The organism is Endozoicomonas acroporae (genome assembly GCF_002864045.1).
In the GTDB taxonomy this organism is placed as follows: Bacteria; Pseudomonadota; Gammaproteobacteria; order Pseudomonadales; family Endozoicomonadaceae; genus Endozoicomonas; species Endozoicomonas acroporae.
The window spans coordinates 1-22,964 of the sequence record NZ_PJPV01000155.1; the positions used below are offsets into that span (position 1 = coordinate 1).

The 22,964-nt window shown below is 49.3% G+C and carries 18 protein-coding genes and 2 pseudogenes; 15 read left to right on the plus strand and 5 right to left on the minus strand.

What is annotated here, in order from left to right:
• From CX664_RS26625 to CX664_RS20995, 3 genes and pseudogenes are all read left to right on the plus strand, one after another.
• On the plus strand, positions 1-616 hold a 616-nt coding region (locus CX664_RS26625), incomplete at its 5' end, for a hypothetical protein (RefSeq protein ID WP_180966574.1).
• Between the two features lie 88 nt (positions 617-704).
• Positions 705-839: pseudogene (locus tag CX664_RS28310) on the plus strand (RING finger domain-containing protein); the annotation flags it as partial.
• A 36-nt stretch (positions 840-875) separates the two neighbouring features.
• Positions 876-1,376, plus strand: coding sequence for a hypothetical protein (locus CX664_RS20995; RefSeq protein ID WP_244910704.1), 501 nt, complete (start codon positions 876-878; stop codon positions 1,374-1,376).
• Positions 1,377-1,454: 78 nt separating this feature from the next.
• On the opposite strand, the gene lpcA is transcribed toward CX664_RS20995, so the two are convergent.
• The 5 genes from lpcA to dnaA form a co-directional block, all read right to left on the minus strand.
• Entirely contained in the window at positions 1,455-2,039 is a 585-nt protein-coding gene (lpcA, locus tag CX664_RS21000; RefSeq protein ID WP_101748620.1) for a D-sedoheptulose 7-phosphate isomerase, read from the minus strand.
• 67 nt (positions 2,040-2,106) lie between these two features.
• Positions 2,107-4,521 carry a DNA topoisomerase (ATP-hydrolyzing) subunit B gene (gene gyrB, locus CX664_RS21005; protein ID WP_101748621.1) on the minus strand — a complete coding sequence of 805 codons (2,415 nt, stop codon included), beginning with the start codon at positions 4,519-4,521 and terminating at the stop codon, positions 2,107-2,109.
• Complete coding sequence (gene recF / locus CX664_RS21010; RefSeq protein WP_441081544.1) at positions 4,514-5,740, minus strand: DNA replication/repair protein RecF; 1,227 nt, start codon at positions 5,738-5,740, stop codon at positions 4,514-4,516. Before recF ends, gyrB begins: the two co-directional genes overlap by 8 nt.
• Before the next feature lie 23 nt (positions 5,741-5,763).
• On the minus strand, positions 5,764-6,867 hold the full coding sequence (gene dnaN / locus CX664_RS21015) for a DNA polymerase III subunit beta (RefSeq protein WP_101748622.1): 1,104 nt from the start codon (positions 6,865-6,867) through the stop codon (positions 5,764-5,766).
• 62 nt (positions 6,868-6,929) lie between these two features.
• Complete coding sequence (dnaA, locus tag CX664_RS21020; protein WP_219622249.1) at positions 6,930-8,576, minus strand: chromosomal replication initiator protein DnaA; 1,647 nt, start codon at positions 8,574-8,576, stop codon at positions 6,930-6,932.
• Between the two features lie 1,190 nt (positions 8,577-9,766).
• On the opposite strand from dnaA, the gene CX664_RS21025 reads away from it, so the two are divergent.
• From CX664_RS21025 to CX664_RS28320, 12 genes and pseudogenes are all read left to right on the plus strand, one after another.
• The gene (locus CX664_RS21025; protein ID WP_146000191.1) at positions 9,767-12,052 is read left to right on the plus strand and encodes a hypothetical protein; all 2,286 of its coding nucleotides are present in this window, start codon (positions 9,767-9,769) and stop codon (positions 12,050-12,052) included.
• Between the two features lie 112 nt (positions 12,053-12,164).
• Positions 12,165-12,299, plus strand: coding sequence for a 50S ribosomal protein L34 (gene rpmH / locus CX664_RS21030; protein WP_081622094.1), 135 nt, complete (start codon positions 12,165-12,167; stop codon positions 12,297-12,299).
• Between the two features lie 30 nt (positions 12,300-12,329).
• Positions 12,330-12,707, plus strand: coding sequence for a ribonuclease P protein component (rnpA, locus tag CX664_RS21035; protein WP_101748624.1), 378 nt, complete (start codon positions 12,330-12,332; stop codon positions 12,705-12,707).
• Positions 12,708-12,944: 237 nt separating this feature from the next.
• The gene (gene yidD / locus CX664_RS21040) at positions 12,945-13,271 is read left to right on the plus strand and encodes a membrane protein insertion efficiency factor YidD (protein WP_206679225.1); all 327 of its coding nucleotides are present in this window, start codon (positions 12,945-12,947) and stop codon (positions 13,269-13,271) included.
• Positions 13,247-14,911 carry a membrane protein insertase YidC gene (yidC, locus tag CX664_RS21045; RefSeq protein ID WP_101748626.1) on the plus strand — a complete coding sequence of 555 codons (1,665 nt, stop codon included), beginning with the start codon at positions 13,247-13,249 and terminating at the stop codon, positions 14,909-14,911. The genes yidD and yidC overlap by 25 nt, the downstream gene beginning before the upstream one ends.
• A 219-nt stretch (positions 14,912-15,130) precedes the next feature.
• Positions 15,131-18,193: a FimV/HubP-related protein gene (locus CX664_RS21050; RefSeq protein ID WP_101748627.1), complete on the plus strand. Its 3,063-nt coding sequence runs from the start codon at positions 15,131-15,133 to the stop codon at positions 18,191-18,193.
• A gap of 66 nt (positions 18,194-18,259) precedes the next feature.
• Positions 18,260-19,648 carry a tRNA uridine-5-carboxymethylaminomethyl(34) synthesis GTPase MnmE gene (gene mnmE / locus CX664_RS21055; protein ID WP_101748628.1) on the plus strand — a complete coding sequence of 463 codons (1,389 nt, stop codon included), beginning with the start codon at positions 18,260-18,262 and terminating at the stop codon, positions 19,646-19,648.
• Positions 19,649-19,693: 45 nt separating this feature from the next.
• Positions 19,694-19,825, plus strand: a pseudogene (locus CX664_RS28315) (phage integrase SAM-like domain-containing protein); the annotation flags it as partial.
• Positions 19,826-19,876: 51 nt separating this feature from the next.
• The gene (locus CX664_RS21065; protein ID WP_219622250.1) at positions 19,877-20,641 is read left to right on the plus strand and encodes a hypothetical protein; all 765 of its coding nucleotides are present in this window, start codon (positions 19,877-19,879) and stop codon (positions 20,639-20,641) included.
• Positions 20,632-21,336, plus strand: a complete 705-nt coding sequence (locus tag CX664_RS21070; RefSeq protein WP_101748631.1) for a hypothetical protein — start codon at positions 20,632-20,634, stop codon at positions 21,334-21,336. Before CX664_RS21065 ends, CX664_RS21070 begins: the two co-directional genes overlap by 10 nt.
• 4 nt (positions 21,337-21,340) lie before the next feature.
• Positions 21,341-21,658 carry a hypothetical protein gene (locus CX664_RS21075; protein WP_101748632.1) on the plus strand — a complete coding sequence of 106 codons (318 nt, stop codon included), beginning with the start codon at positions 21,341-21,343 and terminating at the stop codon, positions 21,656-21,658.
• A gap of 292 nt (positions 21,659-21,950) precedes the next feature.
• Positions 21,951-22,241, plus strand: coding sequence for a DUF6988 family protein (locus CX664_RS28320; protein ID WP_420810383.1), 291 nt, complete (start codon positions 21,951-21,953; stop codon positions 22,239-22,241).
• The last annotated feature ends 723 nt before the right edge of the window (positions 22,242-22,964 follow it).

The window sequence follows — 22,964 nt, forward strand, 5'->3', positions numbered from 1 at the left end:
TGAAGACACTCCCTGCAACGACAAGGACATAGAGTTGACTCTTGGCCGACAATACCAGCTCATGGAACGGTATCAGGAGGCGCTGACGATCTTTACCAAGCTGCGCAGCGACCGTTCCGGGCATGAAGGCAACCCCTGCAACGACAAGGAAATTGAACTGGCCCTTGCCGACATTAATATTGATTTAATGAACTGGCGTCAGTTTGACCAAATGCAACTTGATGTCCAGGGTTTTGCCGGGCCTGAAGTGGACTTGTGTATCAGTATCCGTTACTTCAGAGAGTGCCTTTATTCTGGTCAAAGCAAGGAAATTCCAGGGCTTTTGGCTAAAGCCATTGAGCATGGATGTAATGCAATAGAAAAAAGTCAGTATCTTGATGCATCATCTTTTAGTCAGTTAGGGCACTGCCTTCGTATCGCAGCATTATTACCTGTTGAGAAAACACAGGATTTCTTTTCAAAAGATGAATTGAACAATCTGGTTTCTGAATATTTTACCGAAGCTAACCAACTGCACCCTTACCGACAGGACCGGCTAAAAACTGAAGACTGGAGGAAAATAGAGCGTACTTTTTTAGCCAGGCTACCTGTCGGACTTAAGACTGTCCGAGAATAACCCGGGTTCCCAAAAAATTCAGCCATAGGGAACCAGAGCCAAATAAAGATGTCCTAAGGTTTTCAAAGCAGTAAAAACAACAGATATTATGAACGTCACTAACGGTGTTTCATGCTCTATATGTCATGACGTAGCAAACTGTGAACTCATCCAACTGACCTGTGGGCATGTATATGGCCGATCATGTATGCGACTATGGTTAGGCACTTCTGACCAAAGGCACTGTCCGCTGTGTGTACAACCATTCACTGATTATGATTTGCAGAGAATAAATTATATTCCGTTGTCTGAACGTGTGGTTGCTGTTTCGACCGCAGCCACTAGCATTTTTAAACAACATTGCCCACAAGCTATTATGCGTGGCTTACATGTACTCACGTCTGTGACACGTATGGCTTGTGCCGGGCTTCTAATAGGTTATATTTCCACTGCTGATAAAGATTTCCAAGCTGTGCTCTTAGATGCTTTGCCGAATCTTATTGGTCATACTTTGGCTACTTATGTGACTGCCAGTGCTATCCTGGCTCTCGGTTCTGCTGTTGGTTCTTTCGGGTCTGCTGGTGGAGCTTCTCGAGTTTTCGGAACTGCCGTCGGGATGACTTCCGGAGCTTTAACATCGGCTTGTGCCTGTGACATATATGGCGATACGAATGGCATCCGGTTCCCCACCGCACTTCGCAACGCCATTATAGCTTTAGGGGGACTCGTTGCAGGTGCCAGTGCCTTTACCGCCTATGGTATTAGGCCGATCAACCGTTAGACAGGGCTGACCACAAGACAAACCACTACCTTCCCGCAGCTACCAGCCCCCCCAAAACTGGTATGACAGTGATTTTTTTTATTCCATATATTTTTCAACAAGCTGAATCATAATATGGATTGCCTTGATATGGACCTCCTGAATCCGATCCGCATAACCAAAGTGAGGCACACGAATTTCAACATCCGCCATTCCTGCCATCTGGCCGCCATCTTTGCCTGACAGCAGAATAACCTTCATCCCTTTTGCCCTGGCCGCTGCTACCGCCTTGATAATATTCCCGGAATTACCACTGGTGCTGATGCCAAGCAGTACGTCCCCTTCCCTGCCTACCGCGTCAACGTAACGTGAGAAGACATACTCATAACCAAAGTCGTTGGATACACAGGAGATATGACTGGGGTCGGAAATGGCAATAGCCGCATAGCCAGGGCGATTATCGCGGAAACGTCCGGTCAACTCCTCAGCAAAGTGCATGGCGTCACAGTGGGAACCGCCATTACCACAGGACAGTACCTTCCCACCGGCTTTAAAACTTTCAGACAATAACCGGGCAGCAAGATCAATGGACTCAAGATTGGCGTCATCATCCAGGAATCGGCTCAGTACAACCCTCGCCTCTTCCAACTCCTGTCGAATCATTGCTTTACATTCTGGAGACATTAGCAGAGCACCTGAGAATCAAAAAAGTAAAAACAGTGCCGGTTAAAACCGGCTCTACTGAATTGGATTAAATATCGAGATTGGCAACATTCAATGCATTGCTTTCGATAAACTCTCTGCGGGGTTCTACATGATCCCCCATCAGTGTATTGAAGATCTGGTCTGCGGCAATCGCGTCTTCAATGGTGACCTTCAGCATTCTGCGGACATCCGGATCCATGGTGGTCTCCCACAACTGATCCGGGTTCATCTCACCCAGTCCCTTATAACGCTGAATGTAATGGCGCTTGGTGGATTCACTCATCAACCACTCAAGGGCTTCCTCAAAGGAAGACACGTCCTTCTTGCGCTCCCCTTTCTGAATAAAGGCTCCCTCCTCGATCAACCCTTGCAGTTTATTACCGAGAGAAACGATCTTTCTATAGTTAGTAGACGCGAAGAAGTCGGCATTCCAGCGATAGTGGCTATCGACACCGTGGGCAATAATCGTCACCTTGGGCAGCCAGACATTGAGTTCCCTATCTTCCTCTACAGAGAACGTCATGGTACTACCGGCAGCTTTCAGATTCTCAATTCTCTCGCTCAGTTGGGCAACCCAGGACTCCATTATGCTCTTATTAGCCAGGCTCTCCGCCGTCACTTCGGGCATGTAAATCATTTCCCGAAGTACAGTGACCGGGTAAATACGGGACAGCTTATCGGCCACTTTATGGACGTCTCTGAACTCTTTCACCAGCTCCTCAAGGGGCTGATCGCTGATCCCGGGAGCATTTTCATTAACATGCAGGCTGGCATTTTCCAGTGCTGACTGGGTCAGGTAACCATCCAGCGCACCATCATCTTTCAGGTACTGTTCCTGCTTGCCACGCTTAACCTTGTACAGCGGTGGCTGAGCAATGTAGATGTAGCCATTTTCAATCAGCTCAGGCATCTGCCGGAAGAAGAAGGTCAGCAGCAGTGTACGGATGTGTGATCCATCCACATCCGCGTCGGTCATGATAATGATGTTATGGTAGCGGAGTTTTTCAATATTGAACTCCGTACGACCAATACCACAACCCAGGGCCGTAATCAGGGTTCCGACTTCCTGGGAGGAGAGCATCTTGTCAAAGCGGGCTTTCTCAACGTTCAGGATCTTACCCTTGAGAGGCAGGATCGCTTGAGTCTTCCGGTTGCGGCCCTGCTTGGCGGATCCGCCCGCCGAGTCACCCTCCACAATATAGAGTTCAGAAAGTGCCGGGTCTTTCTCCTGACAGTCCGCCAGTTTGCCTGGCAATCCGGCAATGTCCAGGGCACCTTTACGGCGGGTCATTTCACGGGCCTTACGGGCGGCTTCACGGGCCCTGGCAGCGTCCAGCATCTTACCGACAACCGCTTTGGCTTCCTGGGGGTTTTCTACCAGGTAGTCCGCCAGGTATTTGCCCATCTCCTGCTCTACCGCGGTTTTTACCTCGGAGGACACCAGCTTGTCTTTGGTCTGGGAGGAGAATTTAGGGTCCGGCACTTTGACAGAGATGATTGCCGTCAGACCTTCACGGGCATCATCACCGGAGGTGGCCACCTTGGCCGTCTTCTGGAAACCTTCCCGTTCGATATAGCCATTCAGACTTCTGGTCAGCGCCGCACGGAAGCCCGCCAGGTGTGTTCCACCATCGCGCTGGGGGATGTTATTGGTAAAGCAGAATACCCCTTCCTGGAAGCTGTCATTCCACTGCATGGCCACTTCCACACCAATACCGTCTTCCCGGGTGATTTCAAAGTGGAAGACTTTATTGATGGTGCTTTTATTCTGGTTCAAATGTTCCACAAAGGCCTTCAGACCACCATCGTATTTGAAGTCATCAACCTTGCCGGTACGTTCATCTGTCAGCTGGATATAGACCCCTGAATTCAGGAACGAAAGTTCACGCAGGCGCTTGGCCAGAATGTCATAACTGAACTGAATATTTGAGAAGGTCTCAGGGGAAGGAATAAAGTGCAGTTCCGTGCCGGTAACATCCGTTTCACCAATAACCTTTAACGGCTCTTCCGGAACCCCTTGATGGTACACCTGCTGATGAACCTTGCCATGGCGGCGGATGGTCAGTTTCAGCTGACTGGACAAGGCATTAACCACTGACACACCAACACCGTGCAAACCGCCGGATACCTTATAGGTGTTGTCATCAAATTTACCACCGGCATGAAGCACCGTCATGATTACTTCAGCGGCAGAAACGCCCTCTTCCTCATGAATATCCACAGGGATACCACGGCCATTATCCTTAACCGTGATGGACTCATCCGGGTGGATAATGACCGAAATCTTGTCACAGTGCCCCGCCAGCGCCTCATCGATGGAGTTATCAACCACCTCAAACACCATGTGGTGCAGACCGGTACCATCATCGGTATCACCAATGTACATCCCCGGGCGCTTGCGGACAGCATCCAGGCCCTTGAGGACCTTAATATTGGATGCGTCGTAGTTTTGTTCACTCATGCTCTATCTCCAAAGACTCAGCCCGGCGAATACTTTGCTGACCAGGGTTCTCATGTGATGTAACAGTAACCTGCCCATGTTTCACGTGAAACATTTTCAATTCCGTTTCAGGCAACCAGCAATGTTCCAGTGCCTCCTTCTCAACACAGGTGATGAAGGTCTGGCAGTTCATTTTTTGAAACAATCGACAAAGCTTTTGTCGATTAGGGGTATCCAGTTCTGATGGCAGATCATCAACCAGGAAGATGCACTGTTTGTCTTGCAGCTCTTTGTATAGAAAGCCCTGAGCGAGTTTCAGTGCACAGACCACCAGTTTTAATTGACCTCGTGAGAGGATATCAACCGCACTGCCTTTGCCCATCCGAATCCTTAAATCTGCCCGTTGCGGCCCGGCATGGGTATAGCCCGATTGGACATCGCGTGCCAGTCCACTACTGAGTACTTCATGCAGCTCTCGCTCTCTATCCCACCCTCGGTAATATTGGATAGAAAGATCATCCAGATCTGCCAATTCCGAAAGCACCTCATTGAAGACGGGCGTCAGTCTCTCGATATAGTCGCCGCGTAACACGTCGATGGCATTGGCTGCTTTGGCAAACTCTATGTTCCACGAAGTCAATTCAGAACCATTTATTCTACCATGACGGAGCAGACTGTTCCGCTGTTTCAGTGCCTTCTGCATGCGTTTCCATAGCGGGAAAAAGTCATGATGTTTCACGTGAAACACGCCCCAATCAATAAAGTTCCTTCTCAGCTTTGGGGAGCCTTCAAGCAAACGGAAGGTGTCCGGATTAATCACCTGTAAGGGCAGTAACCTGGCCAGCTCAGAAGTGGACTTCAGGTTTTCTCCGGACACCCGTATCTGCAGTGTTTCATCCCGCAGGTTTCTGGAAACACCAACCGGTATGGTTCCCGATGGCACACCGATTCGGCCAAACACCGTGCAGACCTCGGCATCGCGATTGATCACCGGTTTAATTCGAGAGGTCCGAAACGATCGGGCAACCCCGAGAAGATGTATGGCCTCAAGCACGCTGGTTTTACCACTGCCATTGAGCCCGTAGAGCACGTTTACAGAAGGGGAAGGGGTAAGCGAAACAGAGGAGAGGTTTCTAATATCGGTTATGGAGAGCTGTTGAATCATATTCTGTTTATTTCCGAACCTGAGTAGCCCGGAAGCCGGATCAGGGCGAGTGTCTGATGCCACAACATCAGACACTGACTACTTCTGCCGACAGGCTGTTACAGCCTCATAGGCATAACAACATAGGTGGAGTCACCAGACTCAGACTCCTCAAGCAGCGCACTGCTGTTCGGGTCGGAGAGGGTCATCTTGATGGCCTCACCAGAAAGCACAGAAAGCACATCCAACAGATAGCTGACGTTAAACCCGATCTCCATGGAGTCACCATGATAAGCCAGGCTCAACTCTTCTTCGGCTTCTTCCTGCTCCGGGTTGTTAGCCATCACCTTAAGCTGACCATCGGAAAGAATCAGGCGTATGCCCCGGTATTTCTCATTGGACAGAATAGACGCACGCTGGAATGTCTGACGCAGCTCCTGGCGATCACCAATAATGATTTTATTGCCGCCCTTGGGGATCACCCGCTCATAGTCAGGGAACTTACCGTCCACCAGTTTGGAGGTGAACATAAAATCGCCGGTTTTGGCTCTGATATGATTCGCACCCAGGGTAATATGAACGCTCTCTTCCCCTTCGGTGAGCAGACGTGCCATCTCAAGAATACCTTTACGGGGCACGATGACCTGATGCTTATCCTGCTGGTTGATATCGGCTTCCACGCTGCACATGGCCAGGCGATGACCATCGGTAGCCACCGCACGAAGGCAGTTCTGGCTGACTTCCAGCAGCATGCCATTCAGATAGTAACGAACATCCTGCTGGGCCATGGCAAAGCCGGTACGGTCAATCAGGCGACGAAGACGTGACTGGCCAATGGTAAAGGATACCGATCCGGCCTCCTCTTCAATACTGGGAAACTCATTGGCCGGCAGCGTGGAGAGGGTAAACCGGGACCGGCCAGCCTTTACCTTGACCTTCAGATCATCCTGATGCACTTCAATCAGAGTGTTTTCAGGCAGGGACTTACAGATATCCATCAGCTTTCTGGCCGGTACCGTAATCTCTCCGGCTTGGGCAACATCTTCCAGGGCGACACGGCCAACCAGTTCGACTTCCAGGTCAGTACCGGTTAACGAGAGCTGGTTTCCATCGACTACCATCAACACATTGGACAATACCGGCAGCGTCTGTCTGCGCTCAACCACACCGGCAACCAGCTGAAGTGGCTTAAGCAATGCTTCCCGATTAATGGTAAATTTCATCGCTTTCCTTTCTCTTGATATAAAAAGGTATTCACCTTTTTATGAGGTTGAATAAGGTGGAATTAACTTGTCAGTGAGCGCAACAGGTTTTTGTAATCGCTTTTGATCTCGTTATCCACTTCGACCAGTTCTTTTACTTTACGGCAAGCGTGAAGAACGGTGGTATGATCACGTCCGCCATAGGCATCACCAATCTCGGGTAAACTATGACTGGTCAACTCTTTGGAGAGTGCCATGGCGATTTGCCGTGGCCTTGCCACAGAACGACTGCGACGCTTGGAAAGAATATCCGCCACTTTGATCTTGTAGTACTCAGCAACCGTCCTCTGGATATTATCTATACTGACCTGTTTATCCTGTAAAGCCAACAGGTCTTTCAGGGACTCGCGGATCAGATCAATATCAATACGGCGCCCCATAAAGTGCGCACTGGCGATCACCCGCTTCAGGGCACCTTCGAGTTCACGCACATTGGAACGGATTCTCTGGGCAATAAAGAAGGCGGCTTCGTGGGGCAGTTCTACTTTCTGCTGTTCTGCCTTTTTCATCAGAATGGCAACGCGGGTTTCCAACTCAGGCGGCTCAACGGCTACCGTTAAACCCCAGCCAAACCGGGACTTCAGCCGTTCTTCAACGCCGCTGATCTCCTTTGGGTAACGGTCACAGGTCAGAATCATCTGCTGACCACCTTCGAGCAACGCATTGAAGGTGTGGAAAAACTCTTCCTGTGAGCGCTCTTTACCGGCAAAGAACTGGATATCATCAATCAGTAGCGCATCAACCGAACGATAGTACTTTTTAAAATCATTAATGGCATTCAGCTGCAGTGCTTTCACCATATCCGCAACAAAGCGTTCGGAGTGCAAATAAACTACTCTGGCATTACGGTTCTGCTTGACCAGGAAATTACCCACCGCATGCATCAAGTGAGTTTTACCAAGGCCAACACCACCATATAAGAACAGTGGGTTATAGGAAGCACCGGGGTTTTCTGCCACCTGTCGAGCGGCTGCCAGGGCCAGCTGGTTTGATTTACCCTCAACAAAGGTTTCAAAAGTGAAACCGGTATTCAGCGAACTGTGATGCTTGATAGACCCTTCTACTTCAACCTGCCGCGCAGGGGTAACAGGCTCTTCAGGCGCATCACTCACCAGCTCTTTCAGCGGGTTTACCTTGATCTGGGCGGGCTCTTCTGACTGCCTGCTGTCATCTTCCTGAAAACCTGAGCGAGCGGGTTCTGATACCAGATCCGGCTCCGGGGTATTGTCCTGCGCTACCGTTAAAGCAGACACCAGCTCATGGGTAACCACGGAACGCTCAATAGCGGCCTGTTTCAGTGGATTCTCAATGGGTTTCTCAGAAACGGTCACCGTTGCCGCAGGCTGAATCTCTCTGGGTGGCACTTCCCTGAGCTGAGGCTCTCTTGGCCGTGCAGATCGTTTGCTCAGTGAGGGGGGCCGACGATTGGAAACCGCCAACGCGACGGCTGGAGAGTCCCCATCGGACAGTTCATCCAGAATCTCTTCGATTCTTGGCAAAAACTTCTCTTTCACCCAGTCGGCAACGAACCGGTTGGGAGCCAGTAAACACAAGTCGTGTTCGTCCCCCATCACTTTCAAAGGGCGAATCCAGGTATTGAATTGCTGAGAAGACAGCTCATCCTGCAGGATATCGATACATTTTTGCCACAGCTCAAGGGGCACAGGCACTCTCCTACTCTCCTACTCTTCTACTCTCCCGCTCTCCCACCACTCTCCAGACTTTCCAGACTTTCCAGACTCTCCAGACTCTCCAGACTCTCCAGATATAGATCAGGATCAAGATTTGATACGGGTATCACTGAAGCCGGTCAGACAGCCTGCTGAAGACCTTCAGGTATGAAATAACGATTGGATAGACAAAAGGAAATTGTATCCTTTCTGGCAAAAGTTATCCACACCTGCAAGATAGGACAACAGAGCATTCACCAGCAACATATCTCGATAATTCAATGGCTTAGTAAGAAAGCAGCCATAATGCGAAGGAAAATATTGCTCACTATTCCCTGTGGGTAGGTCAGTTCATAAATGGCAATAAACCCTATGATCTTCCTGTGGGTAAATTGAATAAAAAGAGATCTGTGGATAACATCGATACTTATCCACAAGGCATCAAGACCAAAACAACAGCATACATTCAGGGTTTCTACAAAAAAGTACACATGCTCAAAGGCAGACGATAACTGGCATAAATAGAGTTATCCACAGAAAAACCCTGCCTTAATAATTACATTAAAATCAAAAACACATTACATAAGAGATAACTTATCTATTTATATATCTATGAATCGCTGCCTGGTGATTAACATTATTTGATCTTTTGTACTAACTTGAACAGGGTGTTCAACAAGGCCATACCAACAAAATAAAATTCATTCATTATGTTAGATCCGCTATCAAGGCTGACGGCTGTGCTGGAGGCACAGATGCCCATGACCAACACTGAGGCCACAGGGCACTTGGCTAGCCAGGGTGCTTTCGGGCGATGTGTCAAGGATGCCAGTCAAACAGAAAAGAAGCTGCCCGAGCAGTCTGTGGCCAATATAAACTCGACTGCCCGGGAAGGTAGGGATGGATTCAGGCAGATCTCAAAGGGAACCGTTTTTCAGCTGAACCGGTACAAGATAAATCCTTTGTTAGAAATGGAATTTATGCCGACATACGGGGGATTTGAGCCAATCGGGTACTATTGTTGCCTGGGTAGGAATCAATTGCAGAGTAAAATCAATCTGTTCCGTAAAATGATTCCAAAGTTGACCCTGGAAATCGGTCAAATTGCCAGGAACAAAAACTTGTCAATGTTCTCTGAGAGGATTCAGCGTTGGTGTTTTAACTGCCTATTCGTGCAGGATGCGTTGAGTTTGGATCCATCGATGAGGAACAACTGCAAGCTCCACGGATTGGAACAGCAGATGTGCCATTATGACGATCAGCTTGTGGAGTGTTTGCTCAGTTACCAGCCAGATACTCCTGATGAACAGCAAGAGCTGTTTATTATGTGTATCTGGTATCTGAGCCTGCTGGTAATTTCTGATAGAGGTCGAAGTGCTAACACTCTGGTTATCAACCGCAAGGTGGTCGCTCTTTTGGACGATGGCCTAATCCGGGAGATTAATAAAGAGAGAGCCCGGCTGCGTATGTCCTGCCTCTATTCGGCCGATGATCCCACCATGGACGATCAGAGATTGTCGAAGATTCTGTTTGGCCAAATCATGACTTCGTTGGGGAATATCCGCTGTTACAGTCTTGATATTGCCAAATGTGAAAAGCTGTATGACATTGTTGAACAACTGGTTACCTCAGACCCGATATTCCGCCTGGAACAGGATGCTGAGGATGTGCCCACTCAATGGCAGCAGATAAAAGCGCATTTGCTTGAATTAACCACCACCACGATCCGGGACGTCAAGGGCATAAGAAAGGATATTATGGGCGTTGGCGAATTCGATGAGACCTGTACGCTCGAGTATGCGTTCTACTGTCTTGGTTTTTGGCAAAGCGGATTCTGCTCGCCGGACATTGGCCTGATCGCTTTGCAGAGTCTGTACCAGAACCGCGCGCTGTCATCCGTCAAAGAACTATTGGTAAATTCGCAGAAAGCGGCCTGTAACGATGGCCAGGATAATCCGGCGCTGTATGCCCTTATGGAGTTTCTGATCAATTATGCCTGTGAGGATAGTGTTGCCAGAGTCGAGAATGATGACCTGAGATATTACCTGAAAAGCCTGATCTTTTATCTGGATGGACAGCTCGACAAGGCCATTGCTCAGGCCCGGTTATCCCGTTTTCCTGAAGCTTTCTGGCTGCTTGGCTCACTCCAGATGAGTAAAGAAAATGCGAATACTGAAGAAGCCATTGCCAGTATTGAATCAGCCATTATGCGTGGTGTGGAAGCCGGCAAGCTGAAGCTGGCTCTGCTGTTGTTAAAATCCATGGAACCGGACCTGTTGAAAATTTCCGGTTTACTCAATGATGTGCTGGAACACTATGGACGTTTAGGTGCAGTCAAGCTGCAGAGTGAGCTGGCCGAGGTCCGCGACAGCCTGGAGTTAAGTGCTGAAGCCAGTTCAGTGGTGAATTCCCCTGCATTAAACGATGACTGGCTGCTGAGTGATGACATGCCAAAACGGTCATCCGCTGTAGCGCCCAGAAATAAAAACAAAGGCAAGCGGTCCAAACATAAAAGAGCGGGTTCCAGGGGCGGCAAAGAGCGTTCAGCAGCCGACAGCGACAGCCACAAAACAGGCAGGGCAAATAAAGCAGCTGATGCTGAAAACCGGCCGACAGTGGATATTGCCCAGGCCGTTGTTCCGCAACATCAAACCCAATGGCTTACCCAATACGAAATGGCGATCCTGAGTCTGTCGGTTACCCATGCCATATCCTGCCAGGGGTATGACCATGCCTATGAGTTGCTCCTGGCAGCCAATGAAAAGGTCAACTGGGATTTTCAGCAAGCCACCATCGCCCGGCTGGATTTGTGGCGCCTGCGGGAGCTGGCCAATAACCGCCAGCATTTGCAGTTGCTAAGTCAGTCAGTGCAGGCAGGGGAGCAGACCATTGAATTCTCGGTAATCCCCCAGCAAAGCCCCCTGCTTGGCCAGTTCGGGCTGGCCCGGATTGAGCCCATTCCCCTGACCGGCGACGTCAGTGTGGCCCGTGATGCACTGCGTCATCTGGTGATCGATAAATCCTTAAACTGGCTCTGTTTTCTCCATGCAGAACCGTTGGCCCTGGAGGATCTCAAACGGCGATGGCAGGATCATCCGCTGGAGACGGCCGAACAGCAGTTAACTGATTTTGAGCACAGTCTGTCCATGGCGTTTACCACCGCTTCCTATCTGTCAATGCTTGGGCATCTTTACGGAGATATTGCCCGGGACCGGGACCCTGCTGATGGTATCGAAGAGATCCGCCGGATCAGGGCATTGTCGGCCGCGTTTTACGAGGCTGCCAACAAGTTCAATGAATGGCGCAACCGCCTGAAAAATGATGGTGTATTAAACAGCCGGATCGCTAAGGCCACCCCTTTGGGCAACCTGCAGAAAATTCGTGCAATGCAGGGCAGAGCCGGCCGGGAAAAAATTGAAAACCAGCTTTACGGCGATGATCATCAACTCAGGACGGAAAGAGCGAAGGAAGTGTAGGGAGAAACAACGGGTGGTAATGCGGTGCTTCTTGACAAATGCAAATTGACGCTAACCCTGCAATTACTTAGAATGCCCGTCTTTTGTAAGTCCATTAAGACGAGTAACCACGATGAAAAGAACTTTCCAGCCAAGCAACCTGAAGCGCAAGCGTAACCACGGCTTCCGTGCGCGCATGGCTACCAAGAATGGCCGTGCGGTAATCAACCGTCGTCGAGCTAAGGGACGCAAGCGTCTGTCAGCCTGATCAACCGCCTGTGGCTAAGAGAGCATCAGTGTGAGCTTATCTTTTAGCCGTGCATCACGGCTACGCTCCTCGGCTGATTTCAAACAGGTATTTGATACAACGGATATCAAGGTATCCAGCAGACAGCTTCTGATACTGGCAAAAGCCAATGAGCTTGGCCGGGCAAGACTGGGACTGGTGGTTGCCAAAAAAAATATTCGTACTGCCGTTGGCCGAAACCGGGCCAAACGTCATATCCGGGAAACCTTTCGTCTGCAACAGGATGAAGTTGGTAACCTGGATATTGTCGTTCTGGTCCGCAAAGGTTTCAGTGATCTGAATGACAGTGACCTGAACCTGCTACTCAACCAGCAGTGGCAAAGGTTGAAACGAAGGCTGCACGAATGGGAAGCGTCGGCATCACGTTGATATCCAACCTGAAGAAAATGCCAGAGTTAACAGGAAGCCCCGGGGTTTTTCCTGTTCGGCTCGACCAGGCTTAGAAAGCTTTCTTATATAAACAGCCGCAGTTGAGTTTCGACTGTCTGAGGCTGTTGCCCGCACAGGGCATGTTAATAAGCAATAAGGCTTTGATCTGGCTAAAGGCTTTCTATAGAGCCAGGGGCTTTCTACAGGACTAAGGGCGCCGAAAAAATGAAGGCATTTATGGGCAGATTAGCAACTATCCCCCGATCATTGCTGACCGGACTGATCAGGATATACCGCTATGCGCTGAGTCCTCTGATGCCCAGCCGGTGCCGCTTTTACCCCTCTTGCTCTGCCTACGGCCTGGAAGCCTTAAATCGTCATGGTTTTCTGACTGGTAGCAAGCTTATCTTGCTCCGACTACTGAGGTGCCACCCCTGGCATCCAGGAGGATTTGACCCGGTACCGGAAAAAGATTCTGGTGGTCATCGGACACAATCAGACAATCATATTCATTCACCTGAATGTGTGGCCCGGAACTCATGGATTTCCAAAGAACACTCCTGATCGGCGCAATTGCTGTAGTTGGTGTTTTAACACTGCAGCAATGGAATGAAGACTATCCCGGTACGCCGAAGTCGGCATCCGTCGCTCACTCCGTATCCAGCAGTCAAGCTGGTTCCGATCTGCCGTCGCTGACTGATGGCAACGCTATTCCCGCCACCGACGATGGTGCGGTAAAACCTTCTGCCCAGCTTATCAGCGTCAACACCAATACCATTGATGCGCTGATTGACCCTGCCGGTGGCGATATCATCAGCCTGACCCTGCCGCAATACCCGGCATGGTTGCCGGAAGAGGGTGAGCCAACGGTGCCTTTCCAGCTTCTGGTGAACAGCCCGGACTGTCAGGGAGAAACCACCTGTGTCTTCACTGCACAGAGTGCGCTGGCAAAAACCGATGGCCCGGATGCGAACAACCTTCGCGGGGTATACCAGGTAAAGCAGGCCAATTACACGCTTGAGGAGGGTGAGAACACGTTGACCGTTGACCTCCATAAAACCATGGATGGGGTCGACATTACCAAAACCTTCACCTTCTATCGTGACCGCTACGATGTTGCTGTTCATTACCAGGTGATCAATAACAGCAATAAGGTGTGGCGTGATCAGTTTTATGCCCAGCTGAAGCGGGATAATTCAGAAGATCCAAGTCAGCTTAACTCCAAAGCGCCAATGAATACTTATCTGGGCGCAGCTGCTCGCTCTAATGATGAGCCTTACACCAAGCTGCCTTTTGATGAGTTTTCTGATAAGCCCTTCGCTGAGCGGGTTCAGGGCGGTTATGCCGCCATGCTCCAGCACTATTTTGTCAGTGCCTGGGTTCCTGATCAGCAGAAAGCCCACCAGTATTACACCAAGCAGAACAAAGATGGCTACAACTTTGTCGGCTTCTATGACGATGCCATGGTGGCCCAGCCTGGTGAGACCATTGAGACTGGTGCCACTTTGTATGTTGGTCCAAAGAACCAGGAAAATCTGAAGTCTCTGTCCGATGGTCTTGAGCTGACCGTTGACTACGGCATGCTCTGGTTCCTGGCTCAGCCATTGTTTACCATCCTGAAGTGGATTCACTCGCTGGTTGGTAACTGGGGCTGGTCCATCATTCTGCTGACGGTACTGGTCAAGGCGGTATTCTATCCATTGAATGCCACCAGTTTCCGGTCCATGGCGAAAATGCGCAAACTGGGGCCCAAGCTTCAGGAGATGAAAGAGACGTATGGCGATGATCGCCAGAAAATGTCTCAGGCCATGATGGAGCTGTACAAGAAGGAGAAGGTCAACCCGATGGGGGGCTGTCTGCCGATTCTTGTCCAGATGCCGGTGTTCATTGCCCTGTACTGGACTCTGCTGGAGTCGGTAGAGTTGCGTCAGGCCCCGTGGCTGGGCTGGATTCACGACCTGTCCCAGATGGATCCGTACTTCATCCTGCCACTGATCATGGGTGCTTCGATGTTCATTCAGCAGATGCTGAACCCGACACCGCCAGATCCTGTGCAGGCTAAAGTGATGAAGATGATGCCGGTAATCTTCACCTTCTTCTTCCTGTTCTTCCCGGCGGGTCTGGTTCTGTACTGGGTGACCAACAACGTGCTGTCGATTATCCAGCAGTACATTATTACCCGGAAAATCGAACAAGAAGGCTAAGCCTTCTGCGAAGCAGCTTTTCCGGTTAAAGCTGCTTCGCCCCCCTCTTCTCTTCAACCTCGCTTTGATCAAACCCTCTTCTGAAAAGTGCCTGCCCATTCTCATGCTGATGCGGAAAAAAATTAGCGCCTGAATTTTCTACAGTTGCTTGGGGCTGAACCGATAAACAGTTAGTAACTTGGCCTTCCCACGTTGGGCTAACTGGATAAGATCAGCAACATGATTAAAAAACTGATAAGCACAGCCATAGTAAGCAGTGTTATCGGGAGCGCATCAGCCAATCCTGAGCTGGGGTATATGACCATTGGTACTGATCAGTACCAACTACTCAATGCGACCATTGCCATTGATGCTCTGCCGTCAGAACTTACCAATAAGAAGCTGAAGGTGAAGCTTGGCTCTATTACCGAATTTTCCCGGCATAATATTGAGTATGACAAGCAGGTCTCCAGTCTGCGCTTTAAAGTGGCCAGGGATAGCGATGGCAAGCCGCTGATCAAGGTTCGCTCCGTTCGGGAAATTACCACCAACAAACTGAAGGCTGTGATCAAGTTGACGGTGGGGAGCCAGAAAATATATGGCATCTATGATTTCAAGTTAACGCCCGGTAACGAACAGCAGGTTACCTTCAATCTGCTTAACGCTGACCATAAGCCTGAACAGCCGATTACCACCGCCAAAGCCCGACAGGCCTACGCTTCGGTTCAGCCATTACCCTCTGAGACCAGTATTACTGCGTCAGACGCCAATGTTTTTACGCCGTCTTCCGCCGGGCATTACCGGGTCAAGGCGGGGCAAAGCATCAGTGGCATTGCCATGGAGTTGCTGCCCCGGTATCCGGGGGTGGCCAACTGGCGAACCCTGATGAACCAGCTGGCCTCTCTGAATCCAGAGGCCTTCATTAATGGTGATATCAATAAACTGCGGGTTAATACGCGGTTGCAACTGCCAGGAACGCTCCAGGGAAACAATCAGGTATCATGGGCTTCGGTAAAAACATCTGATACTGCCAAGCCTGCGGGCAAAACCAACGTTGCACACAGTCAACACGGGCAAGCACCTTCGACGGTCAGCCACTCATTAAACTCAACAATTATCATCAAAGACCTGCCAGAAGGCCTTGCCGGTAAAGACAACCTTAAGGTTCAGTTGGGCTCAATTACCGACTATTACCGACAAGGCATCGATTACAATCAGCAGGTTGCAGGTCTTCAGTTTGATATAACGGCGAATAGCAACAGAGAAACGGTGCTCAGGGCTCGCTCGACCCGTAACATCAATGCCAGGCAACTGACGGCTGTGGTCAGGTTTTCGGCGGGAAGAAAAAAGGCCTATGGTATTTATGAAATTCGTCCCGGCAACAACGGACGACACATTGCTTTTAACCTGTTAGATATCAGGGGTGGGAAAAAGCCACAAGTTGTCAAGAATAGCGCCCCGGCAAAAACATCCGATGACATTGCTAAAAAACAGGCGTTGGCGGCATTAAGCAGCAAACTGAAGTCCTATGAACAGGAACCGAACCATTCTTCCGACCAATCGGTTGATCAGGATACCTCACCGTCAAAGAGCTCTGGTGATGTTGCCAAAACGCAGGCATTGGCAGCATTGCGTAAAAAACTGGATGGATATAGGCAGGCCAGGGAAAACCGTCCATCCGGGACAGCCGATAACGTATTGACCGGAAGGATCAACCGTAACGATGCTCTACCCTCGTCGATGGCAGGGCAGAAAACGTACCGTGTTGCCAAAGGTGAAAGTCTAAGCTCCATAGCCATGAAGCTAAGCAACGCTTATCCGGGCAGCTGGCGCGAGGTCATGAAAGGTCTGGTGAGCAGTAACCCCGGTGCATTTATTGGCGGTGATATTAACAAGATACGTGTAGGAACCCTGTTAAACCTACCTGACGCCGGTCATTCTGATCGTCTTGATAAAGCCATGCCCCGTGGCAATTTGATGGCAGGACAGAAAACGTATCGGGTTGCCAAAGGTGACACGCTAAGCACTATCGCCATGAAGCTAAGCAAGGCTGACCGGGGCTCAATGGGCTGGCGGTGGGTAATGAAAGGTCTGGTGAGAAATAACCTTGATGCATTTATCGGCGGTGATATCAACAAGATACGCACAGGAACCCTGTTAAACCTCCCTGATACCCGTCAAAATGATCATCTTTATAGAGTTGCGGCTGGCGACAATGTCAGTACGATTGCCTGGAGAATGAAGTATAAATATCCCCATCCCACTGGATGGCGAGGGGTGATGCAACAGATCGTTTATATGAACCCCGGGGCTTTCACTGACGGTAATCCAAACAGGCTTCGGGCGAATGAAATACTGATCATGCCCAATGCCGGTGTGGTTGAGATTGAGGCGGAAAATCAGGAGTTGGCTGAACAGCAGCCAGAAATAAAGAGATCAAACGCTGATAATCACCGTAAACGGCAGGAAATACGGCAGAAGTTGGCAAAAATAGCCAAAAAGAGGGCCGCTGCCGCTCAACAGTCATCAGCAGCACAGACACCCAATACGAAAAGCAGTCAGCCGAAAAAAACACATCAGGTGTTAGCAAAGCAAGAGCGGATTTTCTCTCCCACTTCGGAGCAAGCAGAAGCGCAGACAACAAATACCGATATTCACCGTAAGTCGGAAAAAACGCATCAGACGTTGGCAAAGCTGGACCGAAAAATGCCATCGAGGTTTGCTGAGCAGCCGATGCAGCAGAAGACAGAAACTATTTATAAGGTCACTGCAAGTCAAAGTCTTGCTGCCATTGCCCATGAGCTGATACCCGATTATCCACAGTTCGACAGCTGGTATGACTTACTCCAGGAACTGGCAAAGCTAAACCCCTCACTGTTTGTAAATAATGATATTGGTGCGATCAAAAAAGGGACTGTGTTGCAGCTACCAGAGAAACAATCCCCCAAACACACTATGGATGGCACATCGACATCATCCAAACCGGTGGAACGTATGAAAGGGGAACCCCTCAGCGTCAGACAGCCTGAGGAAACCACTGGGAATGTGACCGCCCCTTCATACAACAAAATCAGTAACTCACTGCTATCCAGAACCGGTAAGACTCCGGTATACAAGGTCCCTGAAGGCTATACCATCAGCATGGTGGCGATTAAACTCTTGCCTCTGTATCCGGACTATGACAACTGGACATCCTTGATGGAGGACCTCTATAAACTCAACCCGGATGCTTTTATCAACAGAGATATCAACAAGCTCCGTGACAACAGCCAGTTGAAATTGCCCCGCAAGATAAGCTCATGATCCTGTACTAAAACAGGCACCGGGCATAGACTATGCCATCGTTTTAGCAGTTACCGATGGCTCGTTATGTCTGATTTCAGCAACCTTCACCAGGATACCATTGTCGCCCAGGCCACAGCCCCCGGTCGGGGAGGCGTGGGTATTATTCGGGTGTCGGGTCCTGATGCCCTGCGTGTGGCAAGAGAAGTACTGAAGCTGGAGCCTAAACCGCGCTTTGCCCACTACACCCCATTTCATGATGCCTGTGGCCAGATTCTGGATGAAGGCATCGCGCTTTATTTTCCCAACCCCAACTCCTTTACCGGTGAGGATGTGCTTGAGCTTCAGGGCCATGGTGGCCCCATCATCCTTGATATGCTGCTGAAACGCATTCTTGGCCTGGGCGTCCGTCAGGCCAACCCCGGGGAGTTCTCCGAGCGGGCTTTTCTGAATGACAAACTGGACCTTGCCCAGGCTGAGGCCATTGCTGACCTGATCGACAGCACTTCCGAGCAGGCGGCACGTTCCGCCTTACGCTCACTGCAAGGCGCTTTCTCACAACGGGTCAATGCACTGGTGGAGTCGTTGATCGAATTGAGAATCTATGTGGAGGCCGCTATCGACTTCCCGGAAGAGGAAATTGACTTCCTGAACGATGGCAAAGTCACCGGTGAGCTGGCCAGTATCTCACAACAACTTGATGAGGTTATCCGTGAAGCGGGCCAGGGCGCGATACTCAGGGATGGCATGACCGTGGTGATTGCCGGTCGGCCCAATGCCGGAAAATCCAGTCTGATGAATGTTCTGGCTGGCCGGGACACGGCCATTGTCACCGATATTGCCGGCACTACCCGGGATGTATTGAAAGAGCATATCAATATCGATGGCATGCCACTGCATGTGATTGATACCGCCGGTCTGCGTGAAACCGAAGACCGGGTGGAACAGATCGGTGTCGAGCGGGCGTTTAAAGCCATTGAAGAGGCTGACCGGGTGTTGCTGATGGTGGATGGATCATCAACCGAGGCAACCCGTGCTCATGATATCTGGCCTGAGTTTGCCGACCGTTTGCCCGTTCAGGAGAAACTGACCATCATTCGCAATAAAATCGACCTTACCGGTGAACAGCCCGGGTTTTCAGAAGTGGATGGTGTTCCGGTTATACGACTTTGTGCCTGTAATGATCAGAAAAGCGAGCACGGGGTTGGTGCTCTCAGGGAGCACCTGAAAGCCTGCATGGGATTTGAAGGGGCGATGGAAGGCAGCTTTTCTGCCCGGCGTCGCCACCTGGAAGCGTTGCGACAGGCGGGAGAGTATATTGAGAACGGTCGTCAACAGCTGGAGCACCTTGGAGCCGGTGAGCTGCTCGCCGAGGACCTTCGCCTTGCTCAGAAAGCCCTGGGAGAAATTACCGGAACCTTTTCCAGTGATGATCTGCTGGGGCGCATCTTTTCGTCCTTTTGTATCGGGAAGTAATCTGCAAAAATTCGAACAATCAAAATCTAAAAAAGCACATCACCCAGTAATCACAGTATATGGGTGTCGACCTTAAAGCATCTAAAGGCATACAGCCGCGGTTTTGACCTGAATTTCGACCAGGTGAATGACCGTTGGCTGGAGGGCTTTCGGGAATACCTGCTGCTGAACCTTTGACCTTCTTATTAAAAATAATTTATTGACATAGATAGCTGTATATGAGCTAACATGTTCGCTGTTCGCAAACAGAAAACATCATGGATCACCAATATGCTAAAACCTCAAGACTTATTGGTAACGCTTAAAATACTTAGCTACGAAGACAGCGGAAATGACCATGGGGTTTCAGCCAGAGATATGCAGGGCAAAGCCTGGCTATTAAACAAAAATGATCTGGAGCAAATCAGTTTTTACGACAGTGAAAAAGATGAAGTGATTGTGTCTGCTGAAAAAGAGGATTTTGAACAGACTGACTTGGACGCGATAGATGAATTTCTAGCCCAGGGTGAGTCAAATCAGGACAATTGGACTTACCGAAGACTCGCAAAGCAGCTATTCATCTCTCTGAGCGAAGCAAACCAGTCTGCGAAAAGAGCTATTGCAGCAGGACTCCTTATAAGTAGAGGCCGAAGGGGGGTTCGTGTAAATCGTCCAGTGTTGGTGGACTTTATAAGGTACGGTGCTGGTATCGCTTTTTTTACCGAGCGAGGTCAGATTGTACGAGGTATCCCAACAGGTTATGCCGCTCCGGTATTTAACGAGGTCTTTGCCAGTTCAACCGAGTACCCACCTGTTTGGCCCTGTGCCAGAGGGACAGTAAAAGGTGTGGCCATATCACCTCTTTATAAATCGGTATCTAAAGCGGTCATGATTGATAGCTGGTTATATCGGCAATTGGCGCTGGTGGATATCTACCGGATAGGTTCCACCCGAGAGAAAGAAGAAGCTCTCCCCTTCCTGAATGAATTAAAAGGTACTAAAGGATGCAATTAACGGAGCACGAAGTGCTATTACTGGGTATTGCCGATGCCCTGGGAGATGAGCTTCTGGAACAGGTAGCGTTTGTTGGTGGTGCTACGGTATCTCTGCATTTGGACGATGCTCAGCCTATGGATATCCGCAGCACAAAAGATGTGGATTTTATCGTATCTGTTACCAGCTATGGTGATTATCAACGACTGGCCGAAAAGCTCAGAGAACGAGGTTTTGCTGAAGACAGTGAGCCGGAAGATGGTGAATTTTCTCCTATATGCCGTTACGTCTGCAAAGGAATCATCGTTGATGTTATGCCTGACAATGAAGACATACTGGGATTCTCTAACCCATGGTTTCAAATTGGGCGGGAAAAGGCGGTTGCATATACATTGCCCGGCGATGTATCTATACGCATCGTTACAGCGCCCTATCTGCTGGCCACCAAGCTGGCTGCTTACTTCAACCGAGGGGCAGATATTCTCTCCAGTAAGGATGCAGAAGATATTGCTATCTTGGTCAATGGGCGGGATGCTCTAGTGGAGGAAATTCTGTCAGGGGCCGAAGACCTTCGTAATTACGTACAGAGCGAAATGACTAAATTTATTAGTGACGTCCATTTTGAATACCTTTTGGACAATGCTCTGAACGGTGAAGAAGCGGAACGATACGACATTATTGAAGATCGATTCTTTCAACTGGCTGGAAGGAGCTGAGCCATTGATTCCAGACGTATTCAACAGCCGGACCGGCGCACGGGAATCACTGAACGCAGATCATGTAGAACACTGGCCCATTGAAGGCGGTCACGCCTACCTTGTCTGTGATGGTATTGATCATATCGAGCACACTGCGACAATTGTTCGGTCGTTTAGTAGACAGCTTAAGGCTGCTGACTGGGCTTATTCAGAGTCTCCTGAAGCGCAACTTGCCCGCAATGTTTTGGCCATCATGGATACCATAAGCCAGAATGATAAGGGAACTGCTTTTTGCCTGAGTATTGCGTTAGATGCAGACATATCCCGAGCTGTAAAATGAAAACAGGGGAGAAAAATAGTCAGAAACTCAAGACAGCCACCCTGCCAAGGCCTGAATCTAAACGGCTGCTGTTATACAGTGACGGTTTCTGGTCTGAATGTGAAGATTTACTGACAGGCAGCCATGGGGACTGCTTGCAAGCAATTAGGGAGCTAAATTCATCGCTGCTGACTACGGCACAGGATAATTTCAGTGTCATTGTTGTGTAACCAATGAAGTGGGGGACCAGCCCCACTCAATTCTTCAGGTGCACACCTTTCAACCCAGTTTGTTATAGCTCTTTGAGAATATAGTGAAACTTGAGGAAGAAGTTTTAGACTATTTTAGAGTCATCCATAATTGTTGTAATACCATCGAGTACACATACGGCAAGAAGAACAGTCTTTATATCCCATTGTTTACAGGATCCATTGATCATAGTTTATCTATACATATGTTGGATAAGCAGGAACTGACTGTATCGAGTTTTGCGCTTGCTCGTCCAATGGTTGAAAGTTACCTCAGAGCAATGTGGGTAAAATTTTGCCTTTCTGAAGATAAGATCAGTGAAGGTTGTGAAAAACTGCATTTCCGAATAAGTTAGACATATTGTTAAGTGAGGTTGAGGAGGCTGTACCTCAAAATGACGTCTTCAGGAGTTTTAAGTCTTCTATTGAGCCTGCGTTGGTCAATATGCATGATTTCACTCATGGAGGAGTACAAAGCATCGCTCGTCAGTATGGTGTGGACGGAAATCTAACAAATCAGGGTAATCAGGCCGAAAGACAGGAGCTACTAAAGTTGGCACTATTAGTTTCATCACTTTCATACGAGAAGTTAACTCCATTCATGAGTCATGGGCGTCCATGTGAAGAAATTTACGGCTTGGTAATGAATCAAATCAAGCTATGACAGAAAATTCCAGGTGACTGCCTACGGCAGCCCCTGAATTGAATTTCGCGATCTCAATGGCCATATCAAAACGTGCCAAACAAGTGATTCCCTCCATCCTTTTGCCATCGCAATCACCCACAATGATCAGATCATTGTCATACTTATCGTTGTTTGGAGGATAAAAGACACTTTTCTGTCAGCTTTTGCACCACTAGGTTCAGCTAACTGATTGAATTTATCAGGGATAAGCTCTTTCTGTATCGGGAAATAAGTAGCTAACCATATGAAATCATATATTTCTGACTCCTTGTTCAGGCACTCTGCTTCGTTACAACTCCGGTCACATAGCTACGGCTATGCTCCCTCCGTTGTGCCTCACATAGCACCTGCCCAAGTAGCCAGAAATATATGATTCCATATGGCCAGCTACTTA

Bases quoted from the DNA above. Each gene is read 5' to 3' on its own strand.
- rpmH (WP_081622094.1), top strand. From the start codon at position 12,165: ATGAAAAGAACTTTCCAGCCAAGCAACCTGAAGCGCAAGCGTAACCAC.
- gyrB (WP_101748621.1), bottom strand. From the start codon at position 4,521: ATGAGTGAACAAAACTACGACGCATCCAATATTAAGGTCCTCAAGGGC.
- CX664_RS21070 (WP_101748631.1), top strand. From the start codon at position 20,632: ATGCAATTAACGGAGCACGAAGTGCTATTACTGGGTATTGCCGATGCC.
- lpcA (WP_101748620.1), bottom strand. From the start codon at position 2,039: ATGTCTCCAGAATGTAAAGCAATGATTCGACAGGAGTTGGAAGAGGCG.
- CX664_RS21050 (WP_101748627.1), top strand. From the start codon at position 15,131: ATGATTAAAAAACTGATAAGCACAGCCATAGTAAGCAGTGTTATCGGG.
- yidD (WP_206679225.1), top strand. From the start codon at position 12,945: ATGGGCAGATTAGCAACTATCCCCCGATCATTGCTGACCGGACTGATC.
- CX664_RS21065 (WP_219622250.1), top strand. From the start codon at position 19,877: ATGTTCGCTGTTCGCAAACAGAAAACATCATGGATCACCAATATGCTA.
- yidC (WP_101748626.1), top strand. From the start codon at position 13,247: ATGGATTTCCAAAGAACACTCCTGATCGGCGCAATTGCTGTAGTTGGT.
- dnaN (WP_101748622.1), bottom strand. From the start codon at position 6,867: ATGAAATTTACCATTAATCGGGAAGCATTGCTTAAGCCACTTCAGCTG.
- mnmE (WP_101748628.1), top strand. From the start codon at position 18,260: ATGTCTGATTTCAGCAACCTTCACCAGGATACCATTGTCGCCCAGGCC.